Here is a 24,387-nt window from a genome sequence, read left to right on the forward strand (position 1 = left end):
CCTAGATAACGCCCGACACAAGGCCGGGCGCTGGGCTAAACATTCAAACAGCGTTCAGCCGCTCAACCATATCCGGGAAGCGCTCAACCAGCTTAATCAACAGCGCCGCCTGAGCATTGGGCTTGGACTTCGACTGCTCCCAGTTTTTCAGCGTGTCAGGACTGGTCCTGATCTGCCGGGCGAATACGGGCTGTGACATGTGCAGCTTTTCACGGATGGAAATGATCTCAGCAGCCGTCACCTCTGGCGGAGCAAGGGCCTCCACTTCGTACTGACGAAGCGTAATCTTCCCCTGCCGGTGTTCAGCCATCTCGCCAACACCCTGCATCAGTTCTGCAAACAGATCGCGCTTTTTCATTTTCCACCTCGTTTTTTCAGCTCTGCATCAATCGCAGCTTTCAGTGCTTTCTCCTGATCAGCGGTCAGGTTCGCCATTTCATCCTTGTCGTAGATCGCAAACATCCAAAACTGACCGTCATTCATCAGCCAGTAGTAAATGACACGCAGCCCACCACGCTTTCCCTTGCCTCGGCGAGCGTCCTGCCAGCGGAGCTTTCTGAAGCCTCCGGTGCGCGGCATCACATCGCCTGCTTCAGGGTTCGCCTGCATTTCGGTCTGAAGCTGGCGATACTCATCGTCAGTCAGGTAGTCACCAACCGTAGCGGTGAAGCTTGTGGTTTCGAAGAAGACCGTTTTCATAGATAAAAGTATAGGCAAGTTGCTTACACTTAAAATAACTCATCCACGGGCCTTCGTCACCCCCAGCGCGCTGCGTCGTGACAGGCGGTGCGGGGTCCTCCGATCTGAAAATTCTTGTATAGCGGCTTGTATAGCGAACCCAAAAAAAAAGCCCTGAAACCCGCGCACCACGTGGCCCATTCGACCCCCTCTACCCGCTCCACTCAAATAGTGGTCTCGCGTCAGGATTTTCGACGGGGGATGCATAAAAAACCGGTCCTTGGTGGCCGGTTTTTTTATGGGCGAGATTTGAGGTCTCCGTGATTTATCTCGCGCAAACATGTACAAAACAATATTTTTGTACAAGTATCAGTCCTGAGCGATGGCACCGCGCCGCGCACGATCAGGGAGCCGGGCAATGACGCGTCTATTGATTTCATTGTTGCTGGTGTTGAGTGTGAGCAGTTGCGGCAACGTGGGAGTCGACCACTACGCCGACCAGCAACCGCAGTTGGACCTGGAGCGCTTCTTCAGCAAGCCCGTAAAAGCCTGGGGCATCTTCCAGAAGCGTTCGGGTGAAGTCGCCAAGCGTTTTGAGGTCGATATCGCGAGCCGGCGCGAAGGCAACGCGTTGATTCTCGACGAGCGATTCCTCTACAGCGATGGCACGCGCCAGCAAAGGGTCTGGACACTGACCCCGGATGGCCCTGGACGCTGGCGCGGGCGAGCGGGTGATGTGGTCGGCGAGGCGATCGGCGAAGTGGCGGGTAACGCGCTGCGTTGGCGCTACCGACTCAACCTCCCGGTAGAGGGTGCCGCGTACGAGGTCAGCTTTGACGACTGGATGTACCTGATGGATGAGGACACGCTGATCAATCGTTCGAGCATGTCCAAATTCGGCGTTGAGTGGGGCCAGGTCACGTTGTTCTTTCGTCGCCAATGAACGAGCCAAAGTGAGGGTAAGTCATGAATCTGCAAAAGCTGACTGAACTGGCCGGAAAGGGCGAGGTACATGAACTGGAGTTGTTATCGCTCGAGGGCGGTTTCTACCTGGCACGCATCAGCCTTGGTCATACCCAGACAACACTGATGAATGATGAGGGAAAGCCGTTGCGCATTGGCTCCACCACCCATCTGCGCGACCTGTTGCAGCGGGTGCCGCCGTTTCCCTGTGTGCTGGTGCAGCACTGCGTCCACGATGAAATGTGCGGTGTGCGTGAAGGGCCCATCGGTGCGTTGCGCATTCCGTTTTCGCTGACGTCGACGCTGTAAGGCGTCACTGACTGATCAAACGAAAAACCGGCAAGTAGCCGGTTTCAACTGACTGAAATATTCCCTCTCAGGCAATTACCTATGTTCCAAGGCCGCCAATACGTGATCAGGGTCATTGTAAAGGGCACGCAATAACGCCCTTGCCGGCCCCTCCGGCTCACGTCGCCCTTGCTCCCAGTTTTGGAGCGTTCCCACAGGCACATCAATTGCCTTGGCAAAACGTGCCTGCGAAAGTCCAGTCCCTTGTCGAATCTCCTTAACCTTCAAGGCATCCACAAAAAATTCGCGGGATGGGGGACTTTCACCGCGGACGATCTCATCCATCTGGGTCATGCTTTCGACCAGACGATTGAACAGTTTTTTCTCCATCACTCCCACCTTACGTTTATCTCACTCAGGATTCTCTTTTACGCTGACGAAAGATCATCCTTGATGCCCTTTCGATAGATCAGGATCAATCTAATTTCAAAGGCCCTGCAGAGATGGTAATAGATCACTCTGACACCTCCACTTTTTCCTTTACCCTGCGCAGCCCAACGGATTTTTCTCAGACCGTTGGTCCCTTGAATAACATCACCTGCAGTGGGATTTTCCGCCAGAAAACCTTGAAATTCACTGTAACTTTCGTCGCTCAAAAGCGCTGCAAAATCCTCTGTAAAAGCGAGCGACTCGATAAATAGCATGCTCACGCCTATACGTCATTGGCGCATAATTAGATTATTCAGATCCTTTCCTATCACGCAACAGCCATCCGTCATGCATTGATAGGCCTACAAAAATGCGCCGAGTTTTATGAAGCACAAACTCTACAACCAGACAGCCAATGTCATGACGTAGGACGTAACTGAGTTTCCCTCCGAAAAGACGCAATCAATCTCCCATCTCCACCCCCCGCTCCACCACCCACGCCAACGGCAACGTCACACACAACATCCCCGCCAGCACCATCACCGCCATCGGCACGCCCAGCGCATCCCCCACCCCACCAAACACCACGGGCGCCAACGCGCCGCCGCCAATCGTGCCGGTGTAGAACAGCGCAAACGCCTGCTCCCGCCTGCCCGCGCCGGCCAGGTCCGGCACGGCGCCGTACAGCACTGAAGACGTGCCGTTCAGCGCCAAGCCCAGTACCGGCAACATCACCATCAACCCGGGCAGCGGCAGGTACACCGCAGCGACGATCAGCAAGGCGGTGCTGGTTTCGGTGATCCATACCGTCTTCATCATGCCGATATGTGCACCCAAGTAGCCGCAGAGCAACTTGCCGAACGCGCCGCCGATAAACAGCAGGGTCAAGGCCAGGCCGATGCCGGCAGTGCCGGCCCCTTTGGCTTGCAGCAGGAAGGGCAGGAAGGTGAGAAAGCCCATACGCACGGCGCTGTCGAGCGTGCCGGTAAGGATCAGCGCGCGCAGCCCCGTGGCGGAGCCGGTTCCGGTAAGGGGTTTGGCTTTTTTGGTGACGCTGGATTCGGATGCCTGAGCAGGAATAAGCCACCACAGCAGCCCCGCCGCCGCCAGACCGAGCAGCCCCAGCAGCGTAGCACTGGCCCGCCAACTGATGACCGTGAGCAACAACCCGACCAGCCCCGGGATCAGGGTCTTACCAATGTCGCCGGAGAAGTTGTACTGGGACAGCGCCTGCTTTACGCCCCCACCGTCCTCATAGGCATCGGTGATCATCGAGGAGGCCAGCGGGTGTTGGGTACTGGCGCCCAGGCCACCGAGCAGCAGCGCCACCAGCAGCAGGCTCAGCCCGGTCGCTTGCCCCACCAACAGGTAGGCAATACCGGCCAGCGCGGTGCCGCCCACCAGCATCGGCAAGCGGCCCCAGCGTTTGGCGGCACGGCTGGCCAGCAGTTGGAACACGGCCATCATCCCTGAATAGGCGCCGCGTAAAAGGCCGATCTGGGCGTAGGACAAGGCAAACTGAGCCTGCCAGACAGGCAGCAAAACATAGATCACATCGGTGAGGCCATCGTGCACAGCATGAGCGGTGCACCCAGCGAACAGGGCGCGACGGCGGGCAGGGATTTCGGACGCGGGCACAGCGACGGTGTCGTTCATGGCGTAGGAATCAGCTCGGGTTTAGGGGCCTTCCAGCCGGTCAAGGCGATCAGCAGGGTCAGCAGTTGGAAACCGATAATCAGCGCCACACACCCGACCCAGCCCCAGCGTTCCCAGATCAGCGCCGGGACGATGGCCCCGCAACTGCCGCCCAGGTAGTAACAGGTCAGGTAAACGCCCACGGCGCCCGCCTTGTTATCGCCCGCCGTGGCGGTGGTGAAAGCATTGGCGGCGGCCTGGGCGAGGAACACGCCGGTGGAACTCAGTGCCAGGCCCGCCACGATGCACCACAAGGACGGCACCAGGGTCAGGGCCGAGCCGCTCACGCCGAGCACGGCGGCGACACTCAACAACTCGGCGTGGGGCCGGGCTTTGCTGAGTCGGCCCGCGACGGGGATCACGATCAACGCCAACAGGAACACCATGTAAAGCGTGCCCAAGGCTGCAGGCCCAAGGTTGAAAGGCGGTAGGCTGAGGTACAAGCCCGCGTAGGTAAACGCCGCGACTTGGGAAAACAGCACGCAAAAACCTACGGCGTACGCAGCCAACAAAGCTCTGCGAAAGAGGCTCGATGAAGGTGCTTTAACCTGTACCGCTCGCGGCCGGTTGGCGGGCAATAGAAACTGAATAAACCCGCCGACCATCAGACTCAACACCGCCAGCAGCTCAAAGGCTTCGCGCCAGCCCACGTACTCAGTCATCACGCCGGTAACAAAACGCCCAGCGAACCCGCCCAGCACAGTCCCGGCGACATACAGGCTGGTGACTTCGGTGACGGTGCCACCGCTCCAGCGGTCGCCGATATAAGCCACGCTGGTAGCGAACACCACCGGAATCAGCATGCCCTCGACAAAGCGCCACACCAGCACCTCGGCGAAGCTGTCGGCATAGCCCGTCATCAGCGCCGGCACCGCCAGCAGCAACGCGGCGCTGGCAATCACCGTGCGTTGATCAAAGCGCCCGGTCAGGCGGCTGACGAAGGGCGCCGTGATGGCCACGGCCAGGGTGGTGACCGTGATGCTCCAGCCTGCCGTCTTGGCGCTGATATGAAAATGCGCGGCGAAGGTCTGGAGGATGCTCTGGGTCGCATAGAGGTTGAGAAACGCCGCGCAACCACACAGGAACAGGGCAAGGCGGGCACAATGCAGGCGCGGCTTCATGAAACCTCTCGTTGTTATTTTGCGTTTTATTTTGTTACGCCTTTATAGAATGAGCGGCATGATCGTGACCAATACCGATTTCCGACCGATCAATACCCAAGGATCAGGATGCTCGACCTACGCAAGCTGCGTTACTTTCTGACCGTTGCCGAAGAACTGCACTTCGGCCGCGCCGCGCTGCGCCTGCACCTGGCCCAGCCACCGCTGACCCGGCAGATTTCAGCGCTGGAGGCCGAGCTGGGTTTCAAGCTGTTCGACCGTACCAGCCGCACCGTGGCCCTCACCGCCCAGGGCCGGGCGTTTTTGCCCTATGCCCGTGGCGTGCTGGAGCAGGTGGAGCTGGCTCAGGTGATCGCCGGCAAGTTGGCTGCAGGTACAGCCGGGCAGCTGGCCTTGGGGTACGTCAGTTCAATTGCCCTCTCCGATCTGTTCAGCCAGGCGATCCAGGCCTTCGCCCAGCGTTTCCCCGATGTGCAACTGACCCTGGTGGAATGCGCCTCCGGCAGCCTCGGCGCGCAGGTAGCCGAGGGTCGGCTGGATATCGGCCTGAGCCGGCTGTTGCCGCAAAACGACGAGGTGCAGACAGTGTCGTTGGGTGAGGAGCGGCTAGTGGCGGCGGTGTCCAGTGACAGCCCATTGGCGCGCCAGGCTGAGGTCAACCTGGCGCAGCTCGGCGCGTACCCGCTGATCCTGTTTCCAGCCGACTACGGCTCGGGGTTGAACCAGTCCATCGAACAGCTTTACCGCCACCACGGCGTAGCCCTGCGGGCCGGACCGACCGGGCGGCAGATCACCTCGATCATCGCGCTGGTGGCGGCCGGGCAAGGTGTGGCGCTAGTGCCGGCGTGTACACAAAGCCTGATGAATAAAGGTGTTACCTATCGGCCGTTGGCAGAGGTGGATGCATGCGCACGGCTGTTGGTGCTGACCTCGACTCAAAGGCGCAGCGTTCTGGTGGATGCATTTCTCAGCGTTATTGGAGAGGCGTTACACACTCGCTAACGTATTCGAAAAAACCCGCAATACCTCTCCCCGGCGCCATTCCTGCGCGGTCATACACTTCATTCGGCGCTCACCGAAATACCAGTCATCGACAACTGGTAGGTACGGTGTTGATAATTTAATTTCAGTGGTTATAGTCACCACTGACACACACCACAAGGAGGTGATGTGGATAGCCGATATTTGATTGGTCATATCGTTGCAGATGGCTGGTACCTGGTACGCACCCGAGGCAGCCACCACCACTTCAAGCACCCCACAAAGCCTGGGCTGGTGACGATTCCCCACCCAAAGAAGGACCTGTTGGACAAGACTGCCAAGAGCATTCTCAAACAAGCTCTGCTGAGTTAACCGTCCGTGGAGGACACTGAACATGCTGTACCCCATCGCAATTTCAACCGGCGACCAAGACCATGCCTGGGGCGTGGAAGTCCCGGATATTCCTGGTTGCTACTCGGCCGGCGACGACCTGGACGACGCCATGGCCATGGCCCGTGAAGCCATCGAAGGGCACTTCGAGATCCTCGCGGAAGACGGCGCGCCGATCCCCAGCGCTCAGAAAGTCACCCTGCATGCCGCCAACCCACAGTACGCTGGCTGCACCTGGGCGGTGGTGGACATTGATGTCACCAAGTACCTGGGCAAGGCGCAGAAACTCAACATCACCTTGCCGGGCTATCTGCTCAATCGCATTGATGACTACGTACTGCACCACCCTGAAGAAAAAAGCCGCTCGGGTTTCCTCGCGTCAGCGGCGCTCAAGGTGCTGCAACAAGACCGCTGACCCACGCGAATTCAACCGCAAGAAACGTAGTTTCTCGTTACACAGGGCGCCTTAGATTGGAAAAACACTCGCCCCAGGAGACCGCTCATGCCCTATGAATACAAACTCATGCCCTCGCCTGTGGGCCTACTCACCCTGGTGGGGCGCAATGGCAAACTCAGCGCCATCCTGTGGGAAGTGGAACGCGCCAACCGCGTGCGCCTGGGGGATTTGCACGAAGCTAACGACAGCCCGGTGCTGCTGGAAACCGAGCGCCAACTGCGGGAATACTTCGCCGGGACACGCAACCGGTTCGAGGTGGAGTTGGACTTCACCGGCACCGACTTTCAGAAGCAGGTCTGGCAGGCCCTGCTGACCATCCCCTTCGGCGAAACCCGCAGCTACAGCCAGATCGCCCGGCAGATCGGCAACCCGAAAGCGGTGCGTGCGGTGGGGGGCGGCCAATAGCCGAAATCCGATCTCGATCATTGCGCCGTGCCATCGTGTTATCGGTGCCTCGGGTGGGCTTACAGGCTTTGCCGGGGGGCTTGAGGCCAAGCAGTATCTGCTCGCGCTGGAAGGCACGGGCCAGGTCGAACTGGCGTTTTAACAGCCTCGGCGACAAAAACGTACAGCTTTGTTCAGCCACTCAATTGTAAAAAGAAATTTCAGCGCGCGTCTGCGGTCCATCATTTCATCACCCACCCATTTAGGAAAACGGTCATGAAATTCTCCGCAGTCTCCCAATCTCTGTCCCGCTGGGCAGGCAGCGCCCGGACGTTTTATGCAGCCGTCGCGTTGATTTTCCTGTGGAGCCTGAGCGGGCCCTATTTCCATTACAACGACACGTGGCAGCTGATTATCAACACCTCGACCACCATCATCACCTTCCTGATGGTGTTCCTGATCCAGAACACGCAAAACCGTGACAACGACATCCTGCATATCAAGATCGATGAGTTGCTGCGTGTTTCCAAGGATGCGCAGAATGCCGTGCTGAGCCTGGATGGCCTGGACCGCAAGGCGCTGGAAAAACTGCGCAACGAATACCGCAGCATCGGCGCCACGGGCAGTGTCTCGCTGAACAGCAGTTGCGGTGCGGCGGTGGACGATGCTGTGCCGAATAAAACCGACCTGAACCAGGCATAAAAAAAACGGCGGTTGGATCACCTCCAACCGCCGTTTTTATATCAGGCAAATGCCTTAACCGTCGCCTTGATGACCTTTACCGTAGGTCGATGCCAGGGCACGGGCTTTTTGCAGACGCTCTTCCAGCTTGGGCAGCGTCTCATCCACCAGGGCCTTTATTTCCGGCACATCCGAGGCCGCGCCTTCGCGTTTGAACAAGGCGATGGCCTCTTCGTTTTCCTTAACCTGCTGCGCGGTGTAGGCGGCGTCAAAGGAATCGCCGTCCTTGAGTTCGGGCATCAGGGTTTCGGCCTTATCGACGATCTTCTCGCGTGGGGCCACGGGCAGGTCGAGCTTCTTGGCGATGGCTGCCAGATGCTGGTTGGCCAGGGTGCGCTCGTTGATCACCTCGATGGTGTAGTCCTTGATTTCCTGGGACGAGGTTTTGGCGTGGGCCATGCGACTGGTTTCGATATCGGCCATACCCTTGGCCGAAGCCTGCTCGATGAACTCAGCAGGCGACTGGGCGAAAGCATTGCTGGCGCCGAGGCCCAGCAGCATCGCGAAACTGGCGGTGCGTAACCGGATAGCCATGCGGCTCATGATGGGTTCCTCCAGGGCAAAAATAGGTGCGGGGACATACACCCCGCCCTGAATTCGAATTTTATGCGCGGCAAAGGTTTAGAAAAAACTCGCCAGTGCGACGAACGGTCGTCATCACTTCAGGCCGGTTTGCTGCCGAACAGGCCCGGCAACGCATGGGCCAGCGCGTTGATCGCGAAGCCGATAAACATCACGCCGCAGAGTCTGGTGATGAGGATTTCATGGCGCTGATACACCATGCGCACCCGCTGGGCGCCGACCACGCCGATCAGAATCGCATAGGCGACCAGCCCACCGACGAAGCTCAGGAAGATCAACGAGGGCAGCATCGCCCAGGTCAGCAACTCGGCGCGGCTGGACAGCAACGCGGTGAAGGTCGCCACGGCCACCGGGTACGCCTTGGGGTTGGTCAGGCCGAACAGGATGCCGTGCCAGAACGGATGCCGCGCCGCGCCCTGCGGTGCATCACTGCTGCGACGCTGGGTGCGAATGGCACGCCAGCCGAGCCAGAACAGGTACAAACCACTGAGCACGCCCAGCACATCAAAGGCACTGCTGCCGACTTCCCGTGCGCCGACGATGGCGATCAGCGCCGTACTGCACCACACCACATCGCCCAGCAAGTGCCCGCAGAGGAACCCCGCCCCGGCGCGACGGCCACGGGCAGCGCCGATACCAAACACGGCCAATACTCCAGGACCTGGGGTAATGCCGTAGATAAAGCCCGAAGCAAGGACGGCGAACAGCAAGGATGGGGTCATGGGCGCGACTCTGACAGACAGTTATGAGGTGCAAGGATTTTGCATGTTCTGCAGACGAGTGCAATCGTGGCGAGCGGGCTTGCCCGCGTTGGGGTGCGTAGCGGCACCCAAGCCTGGCGGTGATCTTATTGGGGCTACTTCGTAGCCCAACGCGGGCAAGCCCGCTCGCCACAACAGCCCGCTCGCCATAAAAAACGTGCTTAACTTGAGGGGGAGTTAATTCAATACATTCTGGAGTTGTTCTTTCAACCACTGCAGCCCCGAATCCCCACCCCGCCGCGTATGCCATGCCAGCTCGAAGGCAAACGAGGGAATATGAAACGGCGGCGGCACCGCCAGCAAATGCTGCTGATCGATGTTGAGCACGCCTCTGGATGACACCGTCAGAATCAAGTCCGTACCCTGAATCAACTGCGGCGCCACGCCCCAATGCGGCAGGCTGATCGCCACATGCCGGCGCTCACGGATCGCCGTCAGCGCCCGCTCGATTTCCGGGGTGCCGCTGCCGCGCATTTCCAGTAGCACGTGGGGCCGCGACAGGTAGGTGGGCAGGTCCAGTGCAGCATTTTCCGGTAGGCTGTTGCGGTCCACCAGGCAGGTGTAATGCTCCTCGAACAAGGGTGTGGTGCGCAGTTCGGCAGGCATATCGGGGAACACCCCGGCGGCCAGGTCGAGGTCGCCGTTGAGCACGCCGTCCACCATGCCTTCGCGGCTGGCCTGGATGATTTGCAGGTCGATACCCGGCGCTTTCTGGCGTAGGACACGGACCAAGCCCGGCAGGAAAATCGCCGCGCTGTAGTCAGACATCGCCACACGAAACCGGCGCTTGGCCGACGTCGGATCAAACCGGTTCGGCGCCAGCAGCGCCTGCACCTGGGCCAGGACTTCGGCCAATGGCGTTGCCAACTCCAGCGCACGGGCGGTCGGCACCAGAGTGCCGCCCTGGCGCACCAGCAGCGGATCGCCCAGCAAATCACGCAAACGCGCCAGCGCATGGCTGACCGCCGGCTGGCTCAGATGTAAACGCTCGGCGGCGCGGGTGACATGGTGCTCGCTGAGCAAGGCATCGAGGATCACCAACAGGTTGAGGTCGATACGACGCAGATCATTCATCAGCTGCATGCTCGGCATAAGAACTTGGAATTTAAATTTGCGCGACGAATAGCCTAGAGTCCAGCAAAACCTCTGGGGAGATTCAAGATGACGACGTTGCATTGGGCAGGTTTGTTGGCACTGGCGGTGATTGCCGGTGCGGTGGTGCCGTTTCAAAGTGCGATCAACGCCAACCTCGGGCGCGGGCTGGGTCACCCGCTGTGGGCCACCCTGGCGTCGCTGCTGGTGAGCATTATCGTGCTGCTGCCGGTGATTATTGCGCTGCACTTGCCGCTGCCGAGCCTGGCGTTTATCAGCAAGGCGCCGCTGTGGATGTGGGCCGGTGGCGCATTCGGCGTGTGCTTTATTTCCCTGGCCTTGATGCTGCTGCCCAAGCTCGGCGCGTCAGGGTTTATTGCACTGGCCATGGCCGGGCAGATTCTCGCCTCGCTGGTGCTCGACCATTTCGGCCTGTTCGGCCTGGTGGAACGCCAACTGACAACGCCCCGGTTGCTGGGGGCGTTGTTGTTGATGGGCGGGGTGGCGTTGATTCAGTTCAGCGCCACACCGGCCCGGGCACTGGCAACGGCCGGCTGATCAGCCCTTGTCCAGCGTGCGCAGTTTCTGCGGCAGGCCCCACAGCAGCAGCGCCGCCGCCAACAGTGCGCACACGCCGATCACATACAGTGCCGGGGTGGTGCTGCCGGTAAGGTCCTTGATCCGCCCCACCATCACCGGGCTGACAATCCCGCCGAACTGACCGAGGGTGTTGATCACCGCAATCCCGCCGGCCGCACCGGCACCGGCGCCGGCCAGCAGCTTGGGTGGCAGGGTCCAGAAAGTCGGGATCGCCGCGATAATGCCCGCGCCCAGCATGCCCAGGGCGATGATCAGGAAGGTGGTGTGGTCGGCAAAAATCCCGGCACTGAAGAAGCCCACCGCCCCCAGCACCACCAGGGCGCAGACAAACTTGCGACGCTCGCCGGTGGCATCCGACAGCCGCCCGATCACCACCATGCTGATCGCACCGCACACATACGGGATCGCCGTGAGCAGGCCGATCATCACCGGGCTCTGGGTGCCGGCACTGCGGATCAATTGTGGAGCCCAGAAATTAAGGCCGTACGACGCCACCTGAATCAGAAAGTAGATAAAGCCCAGCATCAAAAAGCCAGGAATACGGATCGCCGACAGCAGTGAACCACCGTGCTGGTTCGGCTCATGCTTGGCGATACGGCTAGAGAGCAAGGTCTTCTCCGCCGGCGTCAGCCAATGCGCGTCTTCAATGCGGTCCTTGAGCAGCGCCAGTACCAGGAACCCCAGGCCGATGCAGGGCAAGCCGCCGAGCAGAAACAGCCAATGCCAGCCGCGCATCTGCAACACGCCGTCGAGGTGTTCCAGCACCAGGCCGGAGAACGGCGCGCCGACCAATCCCGCGAAGGCAGACGCCAGGAACAGCATCGAGGTGATGCGCCCCCGGAAGTGCTGCGGGAACCACAACGTCAGGTAATACAGCACGCCAGGCGCAAAGCCCGCCTCCATTGCGCCGATGATGAAGCGCAGGCCATAGAACTGCCACTCGGCCGTGACAAACACCATGGCCGCCGTGGCCAGGCCCCACGACATCATGATCCGTGCGATCCAGCGGCGGGCGCCGACCTTGTACAGCATCATGTTGCTCGGCACTTCAAAGATCACATAGCCCACGACAAACAGGCCGGCGCCGAGGCCGTAAGCGGTGTCGCTCAGGCTCAGGTCGGTTTGCAGTTGGAACTTGGCGAAGCTGATGTTGATACGGTCAAAAAACGCAAACAGATAGCACACCATGATCAGCGGCATCAGGCGCCAGGCGACCTTGCTGACCAGGGCTTTTTCGGCATCGATTTCAGCGGCCGGGCGCACGCCGGCCTCTAACGTATTAGTGCTCATTATTTCTCTCCAGCGGACTGCTCACAGGCGCCCGATTGTTTTTGTTGTCTGGTATGGCGTTACAGCGTGGCGATGTACGAAGGTGGCGGATGCAGGTCGCAGTTGCGCCCGGCTTTGGCTACCTGGCCGGGTAATTCATGGCCGAGCAGCGCCGGCAGGCGGCGGGACATGTGCAACAGATGCGGCAGGTCGATACCGGTGTGAATCCCGACCTCTTCACACAAATTGACCAGGTCTTCGGTGCAGATATTGCCCGACGCCCCCGGCGCAAACGGGCAGCCACCGAGGCCGCCGAGGGCCGCGTCAAAACGTCGGGCACCGGCTTCATAGGCCGCCAGCACATTGCACAAACCCAGGCCGCGGGTGTTGTGAAAATGCAGGGTCAGGTCGCTGGCCGAAACCCGCTGCAACACGCGTTTGACCAGGCGTTCGACCTGGCGCGGGTTGGCCATGCCGGTGGTGTCGGCCAGGCTGATACCCCGGATGCCCAGCGCCTGATACGCGTCGACAATCTGCAGCACGCGGTCTTCATCGATCTTGCCTTCGAACGGGCAGCCGAAGGTGGTGGCGATACTGCCGTTGAGGCGCACCGGGTGTTCGGCGGCATAGCTGACAATATCGCCAAACGCCGCCAACGACGCCTCGCAACGCATGCGCATATTCGCCAGGTTGTGAGTCTGGCTGGCGGACATCACCAGGTTCAGCTCATCGGCGCGGGACTCGATGGCGCGCTGCGCGCCTTTGAGGTTGGGGATCAGCGCCACATAGATCACCCCGGATGTGCGCTGGATCCCCTGGAACACCTGCTCCCCGTCACGCAACGCGGGGATGGCTTTGGGCGACACGAACGAGCCGGCTTCGATGCGCGAAAAACCCGCCAGGGACAGCTGGTCGATCAAGGCGATCTTATCGGCCGTCTCGACCCAGGTCGGCTCGATTTGCAGGCCGTCACGTGGGGACACTTCCTGCACGATCAGCGGGTCCGAGTAGTTGGAGATCATTGCACCACTCCCGAGGTTTTCAAGCGTTGGATATCGGCCACCGTCAGGCCCAGGCTGCCCAGGATGTCGTCGGTATGCTGGCCCAGGCTTGGGCCCTGCCAGTTCACGCCACCGGGGGTTTGCGAGAGTTTGGGCACGATGCCCGGCATCTTCACCGACACACCGCCAGGCAACTCGGCATCGAGCAGCATGTCACGCGCCTGGTAGTGCGGGTCGCTGACGATATCGGCCACGGAGTAGATGCGCCCGGCCGGCACTTCAGCGGCTTCGAGCGCGCTGAGCACCTGCTCGATGGGCAGGCTGCTGGTCCAGTGGGTGATCGCGGCGTCCAGCAAACCGCTCTTCGCGGCGCGGCCATCGTTGTGGGCGAATTCGGCGGCGTCGGCCAGGTCGGCGCGGCCGATGGTGATCATCAGGCGCTTGTAGATCGGGTCGCTGTTGCCGGCGATTACCACATAGGCGCCATCAGCAGTCAGGTAGGTGTTGGACGGCGCAATGCCGGGCAACGCGCCGCCACTGCGCTCACGCACATGGCCGAGCATGTCGTATTCCGGCACCAGGCTTTCCATCAGGTTGAACACGCTTTCGGCCAGTGACACATCGACAATCTGCCCATCACCCTGGCCAGTCTTGACCCGCAGCAGCGACATCAGCGCGCCGATCACGCCATGCAACGAGGCAAGCGAATCGCCCAGGCTCACGCCGACCCGCGCCGGGGGCGAGTCCGGGTTGCCGGTGGTGTAGCGAATGCCGCCCATCGCCTCGCCGATCGCGCCGAAACCCGGGCGGTCGCGGTAAGGGCCAGTCTGGCCGTAGCCGGAGATGCGCACCAGGGTCAGCTTGGGGTTGAGGGCATGCAGCACGTCCCAGCCCAGACCGAGTTTTTCCAGGCCGCCGGGGCGCAGGTTTTCGATCAGCACGTCGGCATCGCCGAGCAGTTGCTTGATCAGGCCCAGGCCCTCCGGGGACTTTAGGTCCAGGGCCAGGGACTTCTTGTTGCGCGATTGCAGGTACCACCACAGCGACGTGCCTTCGTGCAGCTTTCGCCATTTGCGAAGCGGATCGCCCTGACCCATGGCCTCGATCTTGATCACCTCGGCGCCAAACTCGCCCATCAGCCGGGCGGCGAACGGCGCGGCAATCAGGGTACCGATCTCGATCACCTTGATACCGCTCAGGGGAGCCGTCATGGGGTGTACCTCTTATTCTTGGAATGTGAGGCCAAGGCTAGAGGACAGCCATAGGAGAAATCCAACCGTCAGTTGGCAAGCAGCGTTCGCCAAACGCGAACAACAAGCGCTGTTGTGGCGAGCGGGCTTGCCCGCGGTGGGCTGCGCAGCAGCCGCAATTAGCTCAACCTGATGGTGTCAGGGTTAACCGAGGTGCCGATTTCGGGGCTGCTTCGCAGCCCAACGCGGGCAAGCCCGCTCGCCACACAAGCCCGCTCGCCACATAAGCAGGCTGGGTGTCAGGCCTCCTGCGTCCTGCTCAGATACTCGAACAGCAAACGGCTCACTGGCGACAACTGTGCCTTATCGCGCACCACCAGGATCAGGCTGCGATCCGACCAGGCGTCGGTCAGTGGCACCGCGTGCAAACCCAGCGCCCGGCCGAACAGTTCGTAGGCTTTCTGCGGCAGGATGCCGATGCCCATATTCGCCTGGACCATCCGGCACATCGCATCAAACCCCGGCACATGAATACGCAGGCGCAGCATCTTGCCGGCCTCGCGTGCGGCGGCGTGGGTGCGCATATTGATCGAGCTGGCCGCGTGCAGGCCGACGTAATCGCTGCCCAGGGTTTCGCTGAAGGCCAGGGTTTGACGCGCCGCCAAGAGGTGATCCGCCGGCATCAGCACCACCAGTTTGTCGTGGCGATACGTCACGCTGGGCAAGCCCTTGGTGTCGGTGTCACTGGAGCAAATCCCCAGGTCGGCCACCCCATCCAGCACGCCTTGCACCACGCCGTTACTGGGGCGTTCTTCCAGATCGGTTTTCACTTCGGGATGCAACTCGGAAAAATCCCGCAAGTCTTCAGGAAGGAACTGAATGATCGCCGAGAGATTGGCCAGCATCCGCACATAACCGCGCACGCCGTGGCTGTGTTCGCCGAGTTCCAGGCCCATTTTCTCGACGTTGAACAGCATCTGCCGGGCATGGTGCAAAAGGGTTTCACCGGCTGCCGTCAGCTCCATGCCCTTGGCCCGCCGCACGAACAGGCTCACGCCCAATACCTGCTCCAGCTCCATCAAGCGCTTGCTGGCCGCCGATACCGCAATGGCTTCGCGGGCAGCGGCGCGGGTCAGGGTACCTTCCTCAAACACCGCAACAAACAGTTGCAGGGTGATCAGGTCCAGGCGGCGCACCAGGCTTTTGTGCAACATCAGGCGCGCTCGGCGGCCAGGCGATTGATCTCGGCCTGCTCCACCACCGGTTGCGGCGCGCCAGAGCGCACGGCCGCCAACATCGCCCGGCCGACGGTTTCGGTACTCACCACCCAGCCCGGTTTCACCCGGCGCACAAACGACAGCAATGGCCCCAGCACGCTATAGAAGGACTGGTACAACGGCGTCTTTGAGCGCACACCGTGCAACGGCTGAATCACCCCGGGCCGAAACAGATACACCGCCTTGAACGGCAAACGCAGCAACGCATTCTCGGTCTTGCCCTTGACCCGCGCCCACATCGACTTGCCCGCCTCGGAGCTGTCGGTGCCGGCGCCGGACACGTAGATAAAGGTCATCTGCGGATTGAGCCGCGCCAGGGTACTGGCGGCGACAAGGGTGAGGTCATACGTGAGATGGGTGTACTTGGTTTCATTCATGCCCGCCGACGATACGCCGAGGCAGAAGAAACACGCGTCGATGCCTTGCAGCAGGTTTTCCAACGGCTGGAAATCCAGCATGTCACTGTGCAGCACCTGGTGCAGCTTGCCGTGTTCCTGGGTCAGTGGCGTGCGGCCGACGGCGATCACTTCCTGCACATCGGCCGCCAGCAGGCACTCACGCAGCACACCTTGGCCGACCATGCCGGTGGCGCCGAATAGTAGAACTCTCATGGGGGGACCTCAGCGGCAAGCCGCAAGCTTCATGCTCAAGTTGAATGCAGTTCGGCTTGTAGCTTAACGCTTGCCGCGTGCGGCTGCCCCTTTTAGAACGCGTTGCGAAAGATCTCCTCAATCTGACGCTGATCCGCCCGCCGTGGGTTGGTCAGCCCGCACGCGTCCTTCAACGCATTGGTGGCCAGCAGCGGAATGTCCTGCAACTTGGCGCCCAACTCGCGCAGGCCCGCGGGGATTTCAACATCGTGGGACAACGCACGAATGGCCGCGATGGCCGCCTGGGCGCCCTCCTCCTCGGTGATGCCCTTGATGTCGGCACCCAACGCGCGGCCCACATCGCTCAAACGTTTGGCGCTGACGCTGGCATTGAAGCTTTGCACATGGGGCAGCAGCACCGCGTTGCACACGCCGTGGGGCAAGTCATACAGGCCGCCCAGTTGGTGGGCCATGGCATGCACGAACCCGAGGGAGGCGTTGTTGAACGCCATGCCGGCGAGGAACTGTGCATACGCCATGTTCTCCCGCGCGGCCTTGTCGCTGCCGTCACGCACGGCCAGGCGCAGGTTGGCACTGATCAGTTCGATGGCCTTGATCGCGCAAGCATCGGTGATCGGCGTGGCGGCGGTAGATACATAGGCTTCGATGGCGTGTGTCAGGGCGTCCATACCGGTGGCGGCGGTCAGGCCCTTGGGCATGCCGACCATCAGGGCCGGGTCGTTGACCGACAGCAGCGGCGTGACGTTGCGGTCGACAATGGCCATTTTCACGTGGCGGGTTTCGTCGGTGATGATGCAGAAGCGGGTCATTTCACTGGCGGTGCCGGCGGTGGTGTTGATGGCCACCAGCGGCAGTTGCGGTTTGCCGGATTGATCGACGCCTTCGTAGTCGCCGATATGCCCGCCGTTGGTGGCACACAGGGCAATGCCCTTGGCACAGTCATGGGGCGAGCCGCCGCCCAGCGACACCACGAAATCGCAGGCGCTCTGTTGCAGCAGCGCCAGGCCTTTCTCGACGTTCTCCACATTGGGGTTGGGTTTGGCGCCGTCGTAGATCACCGAGTCGATGTCCTGCATCGCCAGCTTCTCGGCGATCATGCTGGCCACGCCCGCCTTGGCCAGGCCGGCATCGGTGACAATCAGCGCCTTGCTAAAACCGTAGTTACGGATCGCGACCATGGCTTCGTCGAGGCAGTCGGTGCCCATGATGTTGACGGCGGGAATGAAAAAAGTGCTGCTCATGACGAACCCTCGGATGACGTTTATGCCTACAGCATCGACTTCACCTGCCTACGGCATCTTGACCAGGATCAACGCCAGCTCGTGATAAAGTCACCGTCCAGCCGATTTCGAGTAGACCCGCCGCAATGAAGGATTTCCAGGATATTGACGCCCACCTTGAAGACTGGAACGCGCTGCGCAGCAGCACCGCCTTCAGTGGGATTCTGATCGGCAACGGCGCGAGCCGGGTGATTTGGGAAGACTTTGCCTACGACTCACTGTTCGAAAACGCCCGCACCGTCGAAGAAAAACCCCTGAGCCAATCCGAACTCAGCGTGTTCGACGCCCTGCAAACCCGCAGTTTCGAGCAGGCCCTGGGCGCGCTGAAGACCACCAGCCGGGTCAACAAGGCCCTGGCCGTCAGCTCGGCGGCGCCGCGCAATCGCTACTATGCGATCAAGGAAGCGCTGATCAATACCATCCACGCCGTGCACATTCCGTGGCGCCTGGTGCAGCCGTCGACGCTGGCGACCATCAACCATGAGTTGAAGAATTACTCGACGGTATTCACCACCAATTACGACCTGCTCAACTACTGGGCGATCCTGCACGCCCCGGGCATCGACGATCTGTTTCGCAGCGCCGACGCCAGCTTCGACCTGCGCGACACCCGCACCGACGCCACGCGCATTCTGTACCTGCACGGCGGCCTGCACCTGGTGCGCAACCTCGACGGCACCGCACGCAAATTGCCGACCACCGACAGCACCTTGCTCAGCAGTTTCGCGATCAACAACACGATCAAGACCCTGGACGATGTGCCGCTGTTTGTCAGCGAAGGCAAGGTGGAAGAGAAGCTCAAGACCATCCGCAGCTCGGATTACCTGTCGTTCTGCTATGAACAGTTGCTGAGCCATGAGGGCACGCTGTGCCTCTTCGGCCACGACCTGGGGCCGCAGGATAAACACCTGGTGGATGCACTTCGCCAGGCCCGGATCACCACGCTGGCGATTTCGGTGTCGGGCCGCAGCGACGGGTTTATTCGTCAGCAGAAGCGGCGGTATTCCCAGTTGTTTGATGGGTCTGGGGTGGAGCTCAAGTTCTTCGCGGCGCGTACCCATCCTTTGGGCAACCCGGCGCTGTCCGTGCCTGTCGAGCGCTGATCAAATTGTAGGAGCTGGCTTGCCTGCGATGGCATCACCTTGGTGGTTCAGATGCACCGAAGCGTCTGCATCGCAGGCAAGCCAGCTCGCACATTTTTAATTGCACCCCCCTGTTACATAGAGACAAATGACAATAATTCTCGATATCATTCACGACTATTCCACGTCGTGCTTCGTCAAGAAGGATATCCATGTCTCGTCCCAAGCCCGACCCGTTGTCGGCCGATGCCTTTCGCGGGTTTTATGCAGATATTCTGTATTTCCTGCGTAAACGCACGGACAACGCCAGCGATGCGGCGGACATGACCCAGGATGTCTTTACCCAGTGGCTGGACTACCGCGACCGGGCCAAGGTCGAGCAGCCACGGGCATTTCTGTTCCAAATGGCGCGCAATTTGCTGCGTGATCACTGGCGCAGACAGAAGGTGCGGCACACCGTCCACTTTGACCCGGCCGACAGGGATGCGGAGCCGGTCACCGATGAGCAAAACGATCCCATGGCCGCCGCGCTCCGCATGCAACGCCTGGAACAGTTGAAAGAAGTCCTCGCCGAACTCTCGCCCCGCCGACGAGAAGCCCTTATGCTGCACCGCTTCGAAGGCCTGAGCCAGGCGCAGATCGCCGAGCGCATGGGGATTTCAACCAGCATGGTAGAAAAGCACATCGCCTTTGCCCTGCTGCATTGCAAAAGAAGACTTCAAAACGCCCCCGGCACGGAGCAGCCAGAATGACCCGCCTGAGCGACATCGACGCCCTGGATATCGAAGCAAGCGACGCCATCGATGCCCAAGCCGCCAGCTGGTTTGCTCGCAACCGCAACAATGCGGGGCGCGCCGACCGCAAGGCCTTTGCTGCCTGGCAAGCAACGCCTGCGCATGCCCGCGCCTATGCCGAATTCGAGCAGCTGTGGGCTGACCTTGCCCAATTGCAGCAACTGAACAAACCCGTGGCATTGCCCAAGCGCAAACCGTCGGTGTGGCGCCCTGCCCTGGCGGTGGCGGCCGCCTTGCTGTGCGCTGTCATGGCCACGCATATCGGTGCGCCCCGCGAGCTGTATCACACCCAGGTGGCGGCCCATGCCAAGGGCATGCGCACCTTGAGCCTGCCCGATGGCAGCACGCTGTACGTGAATGCCAACACCCGTCTGCGTGTGGATTTCACCGCTTACCAGCGCATCGTGCACCTGGACAAGGGCCAGCTGTATATCGAGGTGGCGGCCGACAAGGAACGGCCGTTGTTCGTGCAGGCGGGCGAGGCCAGTGTGCGAGTGGTGGGCACCGGCTTCGATGTGCGGCGCAGCCAGCAGCAACTGGTGGTCAGCGTCGCCCATGGCCAGGTGGCTTTCGAGCCGAACCCGAAAAGCCCGGCAACCCTGCTCGGCGCCCAACAACGCGCCAGCTACAGCTACGCCACGGGCAGCCTGCAGCAGCAAACCCTCACCGCTGGAGAAGTGGCCGACTGGCGCAGCGGGCATTTGTCGTTTCGCAACCGCGAGTTGGTCAGCCTGATCGATGAACTGAGCCTGTACCGCCCCCAGGCACCGCTGCAAGTGAGTAACGCCGTGGCGCACCTGAAGGTTTCGGGCAACCTGGATGTGAACGACCCCGACGCCCTGCTCAACGCCCTGCCCGCGCTGCTGCCGGTGAAAACCGTGGCGTCGGCCGACGGCATCGTGAGAATAGAACCGAGCAAATAACCCTACATAATTCTTATTTGAGAATATTTTGCATTCGCAGGTGTGGATTTTTCTACGTGCCCCGTCTTCCCCCGGTCTGCATCTGAAACGCATGTATTTTTTGGCCATTTGGCCACACCGGGGGATTTCATGTTTCGCGCGCCTTGCCACGCTTCGCACCTGTTTCTTCGACCGACCATCATCGCAGCCTGCCTGGGCTTCAGCCTCAGCGCCCAGGCTGAATCATTCAAACTGCAACTGCCCGCCCAGTCGCTGGCCACGTCCCTGAGCCAGGTGGCGCAGCAGGCGCAGATCCAGCTGCTGTTCGATGAAGCGTTGCTCAAGAACGTGCAGGCACCGGCGCTCAACGGTGATTTCACCCCGGAAGTGGCGATTCGCACCCTGCTGAAAAACGGCGAGTTCACCCTGATCAAAGTCGGCAGCACCTACGTGGTAAGGCCCGACGAGGGCAAGACCACCAACAGCGGCGCCATCCAACTGGACGCGCTCAGCGTGATCGGCACCGGTAACGAAGTCGACTCCAGTACCGTCAACCGCTCCACCCTGAGCCAGGCCGATATCGATCGTTACCAGGCCAATAACATCCCGAGCCTGTTGCAGACCTTGCCCGGCGTCAGCCAGGGCGGCTCGCTGAAACCCGGCGGCCAGACCATCAACATCCGTGGTTTCGGCGATGCCGAAGACGTGCCGATGACCGTCGACGGCGCCACCAAGAGCGGTTTTGAGCGTTATCAACAAGGCACAGTGTTTATCGAGCCCGAGCTGATCAAGAGCATCGAGGTCGAGAAAGGCCCCAACTCACCGTTCACCGGCAACGGCGGTTTTGGCGGCACGGTCAACATGACCACCAAGGATGCCCCGGACCTGCTCAAAGACGGCCGCAACAGCGGCGCGATGCTCAAGTACGGTTACTCCAGCAACGACCACGAACAGGTGTACAGCGGCGCCGTGTATGGCCGCACCGATGACGGCCGTTTCGACGCGCTCGCCTACCTGACCCAACGCGACGGCGGCGACATGAAAGTGGCCGCCAAGCTGCCGAATGAGAACAACGAATACCCGATCAACCCGCAGCGCCTGCCCAACACCGCGCAGGACGTGGACGGCAAACTGTTCAAGGTCAACGCCCACCTTACCGACGAGCACAGCGTGGGCTTGTCCTACTCGCGCTCACACAGCAACCGCTGGACACCGTTTTCGGCCGCCAGCTACCCAACGCCGCCGACCCAGGCGAACATCGACCGCTACGGCTATGAAGGCGCACTCAAGCGTTTTTTAGCCCACCGCGACACCGTCGACACCACGTGGTCGGGCAAGTATGAATACCAGCCACTGGATAACCCGCTGGTCGACCTGACCGTCAAGTATTCGCAGTCCAACACCGACCAGACCGACGAGCGTGACGCCACGGCGTTTTTCCAGCTGGCCACTGGCGGGCGCAAGATGGACACGGCGTACACCGACAAGAACCTCGACATCCGCAACGTCAGCCTGTTCGACACCGGCCCGCTGCAACACGCGGTCACCGTCGGCGGGCAGATCCGCAAGCACATCCGCGAAACCGAGATGTGGATGCCCGGCGCCACCTACAACACCGCACGCTACAACTACGGGCATTTCCAGCCGGGCTTCATGCCCCACGGCAAGGTCGATACCAACAGTTTGTTTGTCCAGGATGCGGTGACGGTGGGCGATGTCACCATTACCCCGTCCCTGCGCTACGACCATGTGCGCAACCGTGGCGAAGGCAACGATGCACCGTACTACAACAATCCCGACCCGGCCGTAGGCCATGATTACAGCGACCGCACCTACACCGGTTGGTCGCCCCGGCTGGCGCTGTTCTGGAACGTAACCCCAAACCTTGGGCTGTTCGCCAATTGGAGCAAGACCTGGCGCGCACCGGTCATCGATGAGCAGTATGAAGTGCAAGGCCTTGGCAGCCGGACCGCCACCAGCGTCGACCTCGACCCGGAACGCATTACCTCGATCACCGTGGGCAGCGTTGTCAGCTTCGATAACCTGATCGCTCGGGACGACAACCTGCAAGTACGCACCACGTTCTTCCACAACAAAGTCGAAGACGAAATCTTCAAGGCCACCGGCGTCGGCTGCGAGAACCAGGCGATCAATGGCGGCACGATTTCCAGCGCCTGCCCCCCGGGGGCGATGTCCAACTACCGCAACATCGGCGGCCTGACCATCAAGGGTTTTGAGCTGGAATCGTTCTACAACTCCACCTACCTGTTCGGCTCGGTGTCGTTCGCCTATGCCAAAGGCGACCACGAAGGCGCCTACACCAACCCATGGGGCCCGGATGTGGCGGCACGTGACATTCCACCGACCAAATGGGTGCTGGTACTGGGCACCAATATTCCGGCCTGGGATGCCCAAGTGGGCTGGATGGGCCAGTTCATCGGCGCGACCGACCGCTTGCCCAGCGACAAATACTCCGGCGGCCCGGGCAGCAGCGTGGGCGATTTGTTCTACGACCAATACGGCAACAAGCGCTACAACACCCAGGGCCTGTTCGCCAAATGGCAACCGCAACAGGCTTACCTGAAAGGCACCGAGGTCAACTTCACCGTGGACAACCTGTTCAACAACAACTTCCGCCCGGCCTTGAGCGGCGACCGCGCCTACACCAAAGGCCGCGATGCGAAGATCAGCGTTACGCGGTTCTTCTAAGGTCAGGCGATCCCTTCGCAGCCTTGGCGAGGCTGCGAAGGCGGCGGCACGGCTAACCGAGCAATTGAAACTGTACGGATAAATCCGCACCCAGCTGTAGGCCCGCAATCGACGGGGGTTGTGGCTAGATGGGCTTCCTTTGAAGCCCTCTGGATTTCGGATCCCTCCCATGAGCTCGCGCGAAAACACCGGCATGGCCCTCGGCCTGCTGGGTGTCATCATCTTCAGTTTGACCCTGCCCTTCACCCGCATCGTGGTGCAGGAAATCCACCCCTTGCTCAACGGCCTGGGCCGCGCCTTGTTCGCGGCAATCCCGGCGGCGGCGCTGTTGCTGTGGCGCCGTGAGCGCTGGCCCACCTGGCGCCAGGTGCGCGGGCTGTGCCTGGTGATCGCGGGCGTGATCCTGGGGTTTCCGGTGCTGTCGGCCTGGGCCATGCAAACCTTGCCGGCCTCCCATGGCGCGCTGGTCAACGGCCTGCAACCTTTGTGCGTGGCGCTGTACGCGGCGTGGCTGTCCCATGAGCGGCCGTCGAAAGCCTTCTGGGTCTGCGCGGCGCTGGGCAGTGCGCTGGTGCTGAGTTACGCGTTGATCACCGGTGCCGGCAGTATTCAGGCGGGCGACCTGTTGATGCTCGGCGCAATTGCCGTCGGCGGCCTGGGCTATGCCGAAGGCGGCCGACTGGCCAAGGAGATGGGCGGCTGGCAGGTGATCTGCTGGGCGCTGGTGCTGTCGACGCCGGTGTTGATCGGCCCAGTGTGGTACCTCGCGGCGCAGCATCAAGGGTCGATTTCCATGCGTGCCTGGTGGGCGTTTGGCTATGTGTCGCTGTTCTCACAGTTCCTGGGCTTCTTCGCTTGGTACGCCGGGTTGGCCATGGGCGGTATTGCGCGGGTCAGCCAGATCCAATTGCTGCAGATCTTCTTCACCATCGCGTTTTCGGCGTTGTTTTTTGGCGAGCATATCGAACCGATCACCTGGCTGTTTGCCTGTGGGGTGATCGTGACCGTGATGCTGGGGCGCAAGACTGCCGTACAACCGGCGCCCGTCGCCAAGCCGAGCACTGTCTGAAGGTAGGAGCTGGCTTGCCTGCGATAGCGCTGGTGAATGTT

Annotated in this window: 27 protein-coding genes and 1 pseudogene; 13 read left to right on the forward strand and 15 right to left on the reverse strand. The window is 61.0% G+C overall.

The features are described 5' to 3' along the window. Positions 1-43: 43 nt before the first annotated feature. Together LRS56_19225 and LRS56_19230 are read right to left on the reverse strand one after the other, a co-directional pair. Positions 44-358, reverse strand: a complete 315-nt coding sequence (locus LRS56_19225; GenBank protein ID WDU60975.1) for a transcriptional regulator — start codon at positions 356-358, stop codon at positions 44-46. Beyond that, positions 355-699, reverse strand: coding sequence for a toxin (locus LRS56_19230; GenBank protein ID WDU60976.1), 345 nt, complete (start codon positions 697-699; stop codon positions 355-357). Before LRS56_19230 ends, LRS56_19225 begins: the two co-directional genes overlap by 4 nt. A gap of 397 nt (positions 700-1,096) precedes the next feature. On the opposite strand from LRS56_19230, the gene LRS56_19235 reads away from it, so the two are divergent. Both LRS56_19235 and LRS56_19240 read left to right on the forward strand, forming a co-directional pair. Beyond that, entirely contained in the window at positions 1,097-1,621 is a 525-nt protein-coding gene (locus LRS56_19235) for a DUF3833 domain-containing protein (protein ID WDU60977.1), read from the forward strand. A gap of 23 nt (positions 1,622-1,644) precedes the next feature. Then, a complete protein-coding gene (locus tag LRS56_19240) occupies positions 1,645-1,950 on the forward strand; it encodes a DUF6482 family protein (protein ID WDU60978.1) in 306 nt (101 codons plus the stop codon). 75 nt (positions 1,951-2,025) lie between these two features. Here the strand turns inward: LRS56_19240 and LRS56_19245 are convergent, their stop codons facing one another. The 4 genes from LRS56_19245 to LRS56_19260 all read right to left on the reverse strand — a co-directional run bounded on the left by LRS56_19245 (position 2,026) and on the right by LRS56_19260 (position 5,174). Beyond that, positions 2,026-2,319, reverse strand: a complete 294-nt coding sequence (locus LRS56_19245) for a helix-turn-helix domain-containing protein (GenBank protein ID WDU60979.1) — start codon at positions 2,317-2,319, stop codon at positions 2,026-2,028. 38 nt (positions 2,320-2,357) lie between these two features. Continuing rightward, on the reverse strand, positions 2,358-2,633 hold the full coding sequence (locus LRS56_19250; GenBank protein ID WDU60980.1) for a hypothetical protein: 276 nt from the start codon (positions 2,631-2,633) through the stop codon (positions 2,358-2,360). A 187-nt stretch (positions 2,634-2,820) separates the two neighbouring features. Continuing rightward, on the reverse strand, positions 2,821-4,014 hold the full coding sequence (locus LRS56_19255) for an MFS transporter (protein ID WDU60981.1): 1,194 nt from the start codon (positions 4,012-4,014) through the stop codon (positions 2,821-2,823). Continuing rightward, complete coding sequence (locus LRS56_19260; GenBank protein WDU60982.1) at positions 4,011-5,174, reverse strand: MFS transporter; 1,164 nt, start codon at positions 5,172-5,174, stop codon at positions 4,011-4,013. The genes LRS56_19255 and LRS56_19260 overlap by 4 nt, the downstream gene beginning before the upstream one ends. A gap of 108 nt (positions 5,175-5,282) precedes the next feature. Here LRS56_19260 and LRS56_19265 point away from each other — a divergent pair, with 108 nt between their 5' ends. The 5 genes and pseudogenes from LRS56_19265 (at position 5,283) to LRS56_19285 (ending at position 8,088) form a co-directional block, all read left to right on the forward strand. Beyond that, the gene (locus LRS56_19265) at positions 5,283-6,176 is read left to right on the forward strand and encodes a LysR family transcriptional regulator (protein ID WDU60983.1); all 894 of its coding nucleotides are present in this window, start codon (positions 5,283-5,285) and stop codon (positions 6,174-6,176) included. Between the two features lie 168 nt (positions 6,177-6,344). Beyond that, the gene (locus LRS56_19270) at positions 6,345-6,527 is read left to right on the forward strand and encodes a type II toxin-antitoxin system HicA family toxin (protein ID WDU60984.1); all 183 of its coding nucleotides are present in this window, start codon (positions 6,345-6,347) and stop codon (positions 6,525-6,527) included. Positions 6,528-6,549: 22 nt separating this feature from the next. After that, complete coding sequence (locus tag LRS56_19275) at positions 6,550-6,960, forward strand: type II toxin-antitoxin system HicB family antitoxin (protein WDU60985.1); 411 nt, start codon at positions 6,550-6,552, stop codon at positions 6,958-6,960. Between the two features lie 87 nt (positions 6,961-7,047). Next, positions 7,048-7,549 (forward strand): annotated as a pseudogene (locus LRS56_19280) (methylated-DNA--[protein]-cysteine S-methyltransferase). A gap of 113 nt (positions 7,550-7,662) precedes the next feature. Continuing rightward, complete coding sequence (locus LRS56_19285) at positions 7,663-8,088, forward strand: low affinity iron permease family protein (GenBank protein WDU60986.1); 426 nt, start codon at positions 7,663-7,665, stop codon at positions 8,086-8,088. A gap of 54 nt (positions 8,089-8,142) precedes the next feature. On the opposite strand, the gene LRS56_19290 is transcribed toward LRS56_19285, so the two are convergent. From LRS56_19290 to LRS56_19300, 3 genes are all read right to left on the reverse strand, one after another. Continuing rightward, positions 8,143-8,670, reverse strand: coding sequence for a DUF4142 domain-containing protein (locus LRS56_19290; protein WDU60987.1), 528 nt, complete (start codon positions 8,668-8,670; stop codon positions 8,143-8,145). A 119-nt stretch (positions 8,671-8,789) separates the two neighbouring features. Then, positions 8,790-9,431 carry a LysE family translocator gene (locus LRS56_19295; protein WDU60988.1) on the reverse strand — a complete coding sequence of 214 codons (642 nt, stop codon included), beginning with the start codon at positions 9,429-9,431 and terminating at the stop codon, positions 8,790-8,792. Positions 9,432-9,647: 216 nt separating this feature from the next. Continuing rightward, complete coding sequence (locus LRS56_19300) at positions 9,648-10,562, reverse strand: LysR family transcriptional regulator (GenBank protein ID WDU60989.1); 915 nt, start codon at positions 10,560-10,562, stop codon at positions 9,648-9,650. 69 nt (positions 10,563-10,631) lie between these two features. Here LRS56_19300 and LRS56_19305 point away from each other — a divergent pair, with 69 nt between their 5' ends. Further along, positions 10,632-11,120 carry a DMT family transporter gene (locus LRS56_19305; GenBank protein WDU60990.1) on the forward strand — a complete coding sequence of 163 codons (489 nt, stop codon included), beginning with the start codon at positions 10,632-10,634 and terminating at the stop codon, positions 11,118-11,120. On the opposite strand, the gene LRS56_19310 is transcribed toward LRS56_19305, so the two are convergent. From LRS56_19310 to yiaY, 6 genes are all read right to left on the reverse strand, one after another. Continuing rightward, a complete protein-coding gene (locus tag LRS56_19310; GenBank protein ID WDU60991.1) occupies positions 11,121-12,452 on the reverse strand; it encodes an MFS transporter in 1,332 nt (443 codons plus the stop codon). A gap of 59 nt (positions 12,453-12,511) precedes the next feature. Beyond that, positions 12,512-13,453, reverse strand: a complete 942-nt coding sequence (locus tag LRS56_19315; protein ID WDU60992.1) for a hydroxymethylglutaryl-CoA lyase — start codon at positions 13,451-13,453, stop codon at positions 12,512-12,514. After that, a complete protein-coding gene (locus LRS56_19320; protein ID WDU60993.1) occupies positions 13,450-14,643 on the reverse strand; it encodes a CaiB/BaiF CoA-transferase family protein in 1,194 nt (397 codons plus the stop codon). The genes LRS56_19315 and LRS56_19320 overlap by 4 nt, the downstream gene beginning before the upstream one ends. A 278-nt stretch (positions 14,644-14,921) precedes the next feature. Further along, complete coding sequence (locus LRS56_19325) at positions 14,922-15,836, reverse strand: LysR family transcriptional regulator (GenBank protein WDU60994.1); 915 nt, start codon at positions 15,834-15,836, stop codon at positions 14,922-14,924. Continuing rightward, positions 15,836-16,510, reverse strand: coding sequence for an NAD(P)H-binding protein (locus LRS56_19330; GenBank protein WDU60995.1), 675 nt, complete (start codon positions 16,508-16,510; stop codon positions 15,836-15,838). Before LRS56_19330 ends, LRS56_19325 begins: the two co-directional genes overlap by 1 nt. Before the next feature lie 92 nt (positions 16,511-16,602). Continuing rightward, positions 16,603-17,751 (reverse strand): L-threonine dehydrogenase, encoded by a 1,149-nt coding sequence (gene yiaY, locus LRS56_19335; GenBank protein ID WDU60996.1) that lies wholly within the window; start codon positions 17,749-17,751, stop codon positions 16,603-16,605. A gap of 125 nt (positions 17,752-17,876) precedes the next feature. Here yiaY and LRS56_19340 point away from each other — a divergent pair, with 125 nt between their 5' ends. The 5 genes from LRS56_19340 to LRS56_19360 all read left to right on the forward strand — a co-directional run bounded on the left by LRS56_19340 (position 17,877) and on the right by LRS56_19360 (position 24,346). Continuing rightward, entirely contained in the window at positions 17,877-18,893 is a 1,017-nt protein-coding gene (locus LRS56_19340) for a DUF4917 family protein (protein WDU60997.1), read from the forward strand. Between the two features lie 191 nt (positions 18,894-19,084). Continuing rightward, positions 19,085-19,624: a sigma-70 family RNA polymerase sigma factor gene (locus LRS56_19345; GenBank protein ID WDU60998.1), complete on the forward strand. Its 540-nt coding sequence runs from the start codon at positions 19,085-19,087 to the stop codon at positions 19,622-19,624. Beyond that, a complete protein-coding gene (locus LRS56_19350) occupies positions 19,621-20,589 on the forward strand; it encodes a FecR domain-containing protein (GenBank protein ID WDU60999.1) in 969 nt (322 codons plus the stop codon). Before LRS56_19345 ends, LRS56_19350 begins: the two co-directional genes overlap by 4 nt. Positions 20,590-20,718: 129 nt before the next feature. Next, positions 20,719-23,277, forward strand: a complete 2,559-nt coding sequence (locus tag LRS56_19355; protein WDU61000.1) for a TonB-dependent hemoglobin/transferrin/lactoferrin family receptor — start codon at positions 20,719-20,721, stop codon at positions 23,275-23,277. 169 nt (positions 23,278-23,446) lie between these two features. Continuing rightward, positions 23,447-24,346, forward strand: a complete 900-nt coding sequence (locus LRS56_19360; protein WDU61001.1) for a DMT family transporter — start codon at positions 23,447-23,449, stop codon at positions 24,344-24,346. Positions 24,347-24,387: the final 41 nt, after the last annotated feature.

The organism is Pseudomonas poae, from assembly GCA_028869255.1.
Lineage (GTDB): Bacteria > Pseudomonadota > Gammaproteobacteria > Pseudomonadales > Pseudomonadaceae > Aquipseudomonas > Aquipseudomonas poae_C.

What these genes read in the sequence shown, in the direction of transcription:
- LRS56_19225 (WDU60975.1), bottom strand. Translation starts at nt 358, where the DNA reads ATGAAAAAGCGCGATCTGTTTGCAGAACTGATGCAGGGTGTTGGCGAG.
- LRS56_19230 (WDU60976.1), bottom strand. Translation starts at nt 699, where the DNA reads ATGAAAACGGTCTTCTTCGAAACCACAAGCTTCACCGCTACGGTTGGT.
- LRS56_19235 (WDU60977.1), top strand. Translation starts at nt 1,097, where the DNA reads ATGACGCGTCTATTGATTTCATTGTTGCTGGTGTTGAGTGTGAGCAGT.
- LRS56_19240 (WDU60978.1), top strand. Translation starts at nt 1,645, where the DNA reads ATGAATCTGCAAAAGCTGACTGAACTGGCCGGAAAGGGCGAGGTACAT.
- LRS56_19245 (WDU60979.1), bottom strand. Translation starts at nt 2,319, where the DNA reads ATGGAGAAAAAACTGTTCAATCGTCTGGTCGAAAGCATGACCCAGATG.
- LRS56_19250 (WDU60980.1), bottom strand. Translation starts at nt 2,633, where the DNA reads ATGCTATTTATCGAGTCGCTCGCTTTTACAGAGGATTTTGCAGCGCTT.
- LRS56_19255 (WDU60981.1), bottom strand. Translation starts at nt 4,014, where the DNA reads ATGAACGACACCGTCGCTGTGCCCGCGTCCGAAATCCCTGCCCGCCGT.
- LRS56_19260 (WDU60982.1), bottom strand. Translation starts at nt 5,174, where the DNA reads ATGAAGCCGCGCCTGCATTGTGCCCGCCTTGCCCTGTTCCTGTGTGGT.
- LRS56_19265 (WDU60983.1), top strand. Translation starts at nt 5,283, where the DNA reads ATGCTCGACCTACGCAAGCTGCGTTACTTTCTGACCGTTGCCGAAGAA.
- LRS56_19275 (WDU60985.1), top strand. Translation starts at nt 6,550, where the DNA reads ATGCTGTACCCCATCGCAATTTCAACCGGCGACCAAGACCATGCCTGG.
- LRS56_19285 (WDU60986.1), top strand. Translation starts at nt 7,663, where the DNA reads ATGAAATTCTCCGCAGTCTCCCAATCTCTGTCCCGCTGGGCAGGCAGC.
- LRS56_19290 (WDU60987.1), bottom strand. Translation starts at nt 8,670, where the DNA reads ATGAGCCGCATGGCTATCCGGTTACGCACCGCCAGTTTCGCGATGCTG.
- LRS56_19295 (WDU60988.1), bottom strand. Translation starts at nt 9,431, where the DNA reads ATGACCCCATCCTTGCTGTTCGCCGTCCTTGCTTCGGGCTTTATCTAC.
- LRS56_19300 (WDU60989.1), bottom strand. Translation starts at nt 10,562, where the DNA reads ATGCCGAGCATGCAGCTGATGAATGATCTGCGTCGTATCGACCTCAAC.
- LRS56_19305 (WDU60990.1), top strand. Translation starts at nt 10,632, where the DNA reads ATGACGACGTTGCATTGGGCAGGTTTGTTGGCACTGGCGGTGATTGCC.
- LRS56_19310 (WDU60991.1), bottom strand. Translation starts at nt 12,452, where the DNA reads ATGAGCACTAATACGTTAGAGGCCGGCGTGCGCCCGGCCGCTGAAATC.
- LRS56_19315 (WDU60992.1), bottom strand. Translation starts at nt 13,453, where the DNA reads ATGATCTCCAACTACTCGGACCCGCTGATCGTGCAGGAAGTGTCCCCA.
- LRS56_19320 (WDU60993.1), bottom strand. Translation starts at nt 14,643, where the DNA reads ATGACGGCTCCCCTGAGCGGTATCAAGGTGATCGAGATCGGTACCCTG.
- LRS56_19325 (WDU60994.1), bottom strand. Translation starts at nt 15,836, where the DNA reads ATGTTGCACAAAAGCCTGGTGCGCCGCCTGGACCTGATCACCCTGCAA.
- LRS56_19330 (WDU60995.1), bottom strand. Translation starts at nt 16,510, where the DNA reads ATGAGAGTTCTACTATTCGGCGCCACCGGCATGGTCGGCCAAGGTGTG.
- yiaY (WDU60996.1), bottom strand. Translation starts at nt 17,751, where the DNA reads ATGAGCAGCACTTTTTTCATTCCCGCCGTCAACATCATGGGCACCGAC.
- LRS56_19340 (WDU60997.1), top strand. Translation starts at nt 17,877, where the DNA reads ATGAAGGATTTCCAGGATATTGACGCCCACCTTGAAGACTGGAACGCG.
- LRS56_19345 (WDU60998.1), top strand. Translation starts at nt 19,085, where the DNA reads ATGTCTCGTCCCAAGCCCGACCCGTTGTCGGCCGATGCCTTTCGCGGG.
- LRS56_19350 (WDU60999.1), top strand. Translation starts at nt 19,621, where the DNA reads ATGACCCGCCTGAGCGACATCGACGCCCTGGATATCGAAGCAAGCGAC.
- LRS56_19355 (WDU61000.1), top strand. Translation starts at nt 20,719, where the DNA reads ATGTTTCGCGCGCCTTGCCACGCTTCGCACCTGTTTCTTCGACCGACC.
- LRS56_19360 (WDU61001.1), top strand. Translation starts at nt 23,447, where the DNA reads ATGAGCTCGCGCGAAAACACCGGCATGGCCCTCGGCCTGCTGGGTGTC.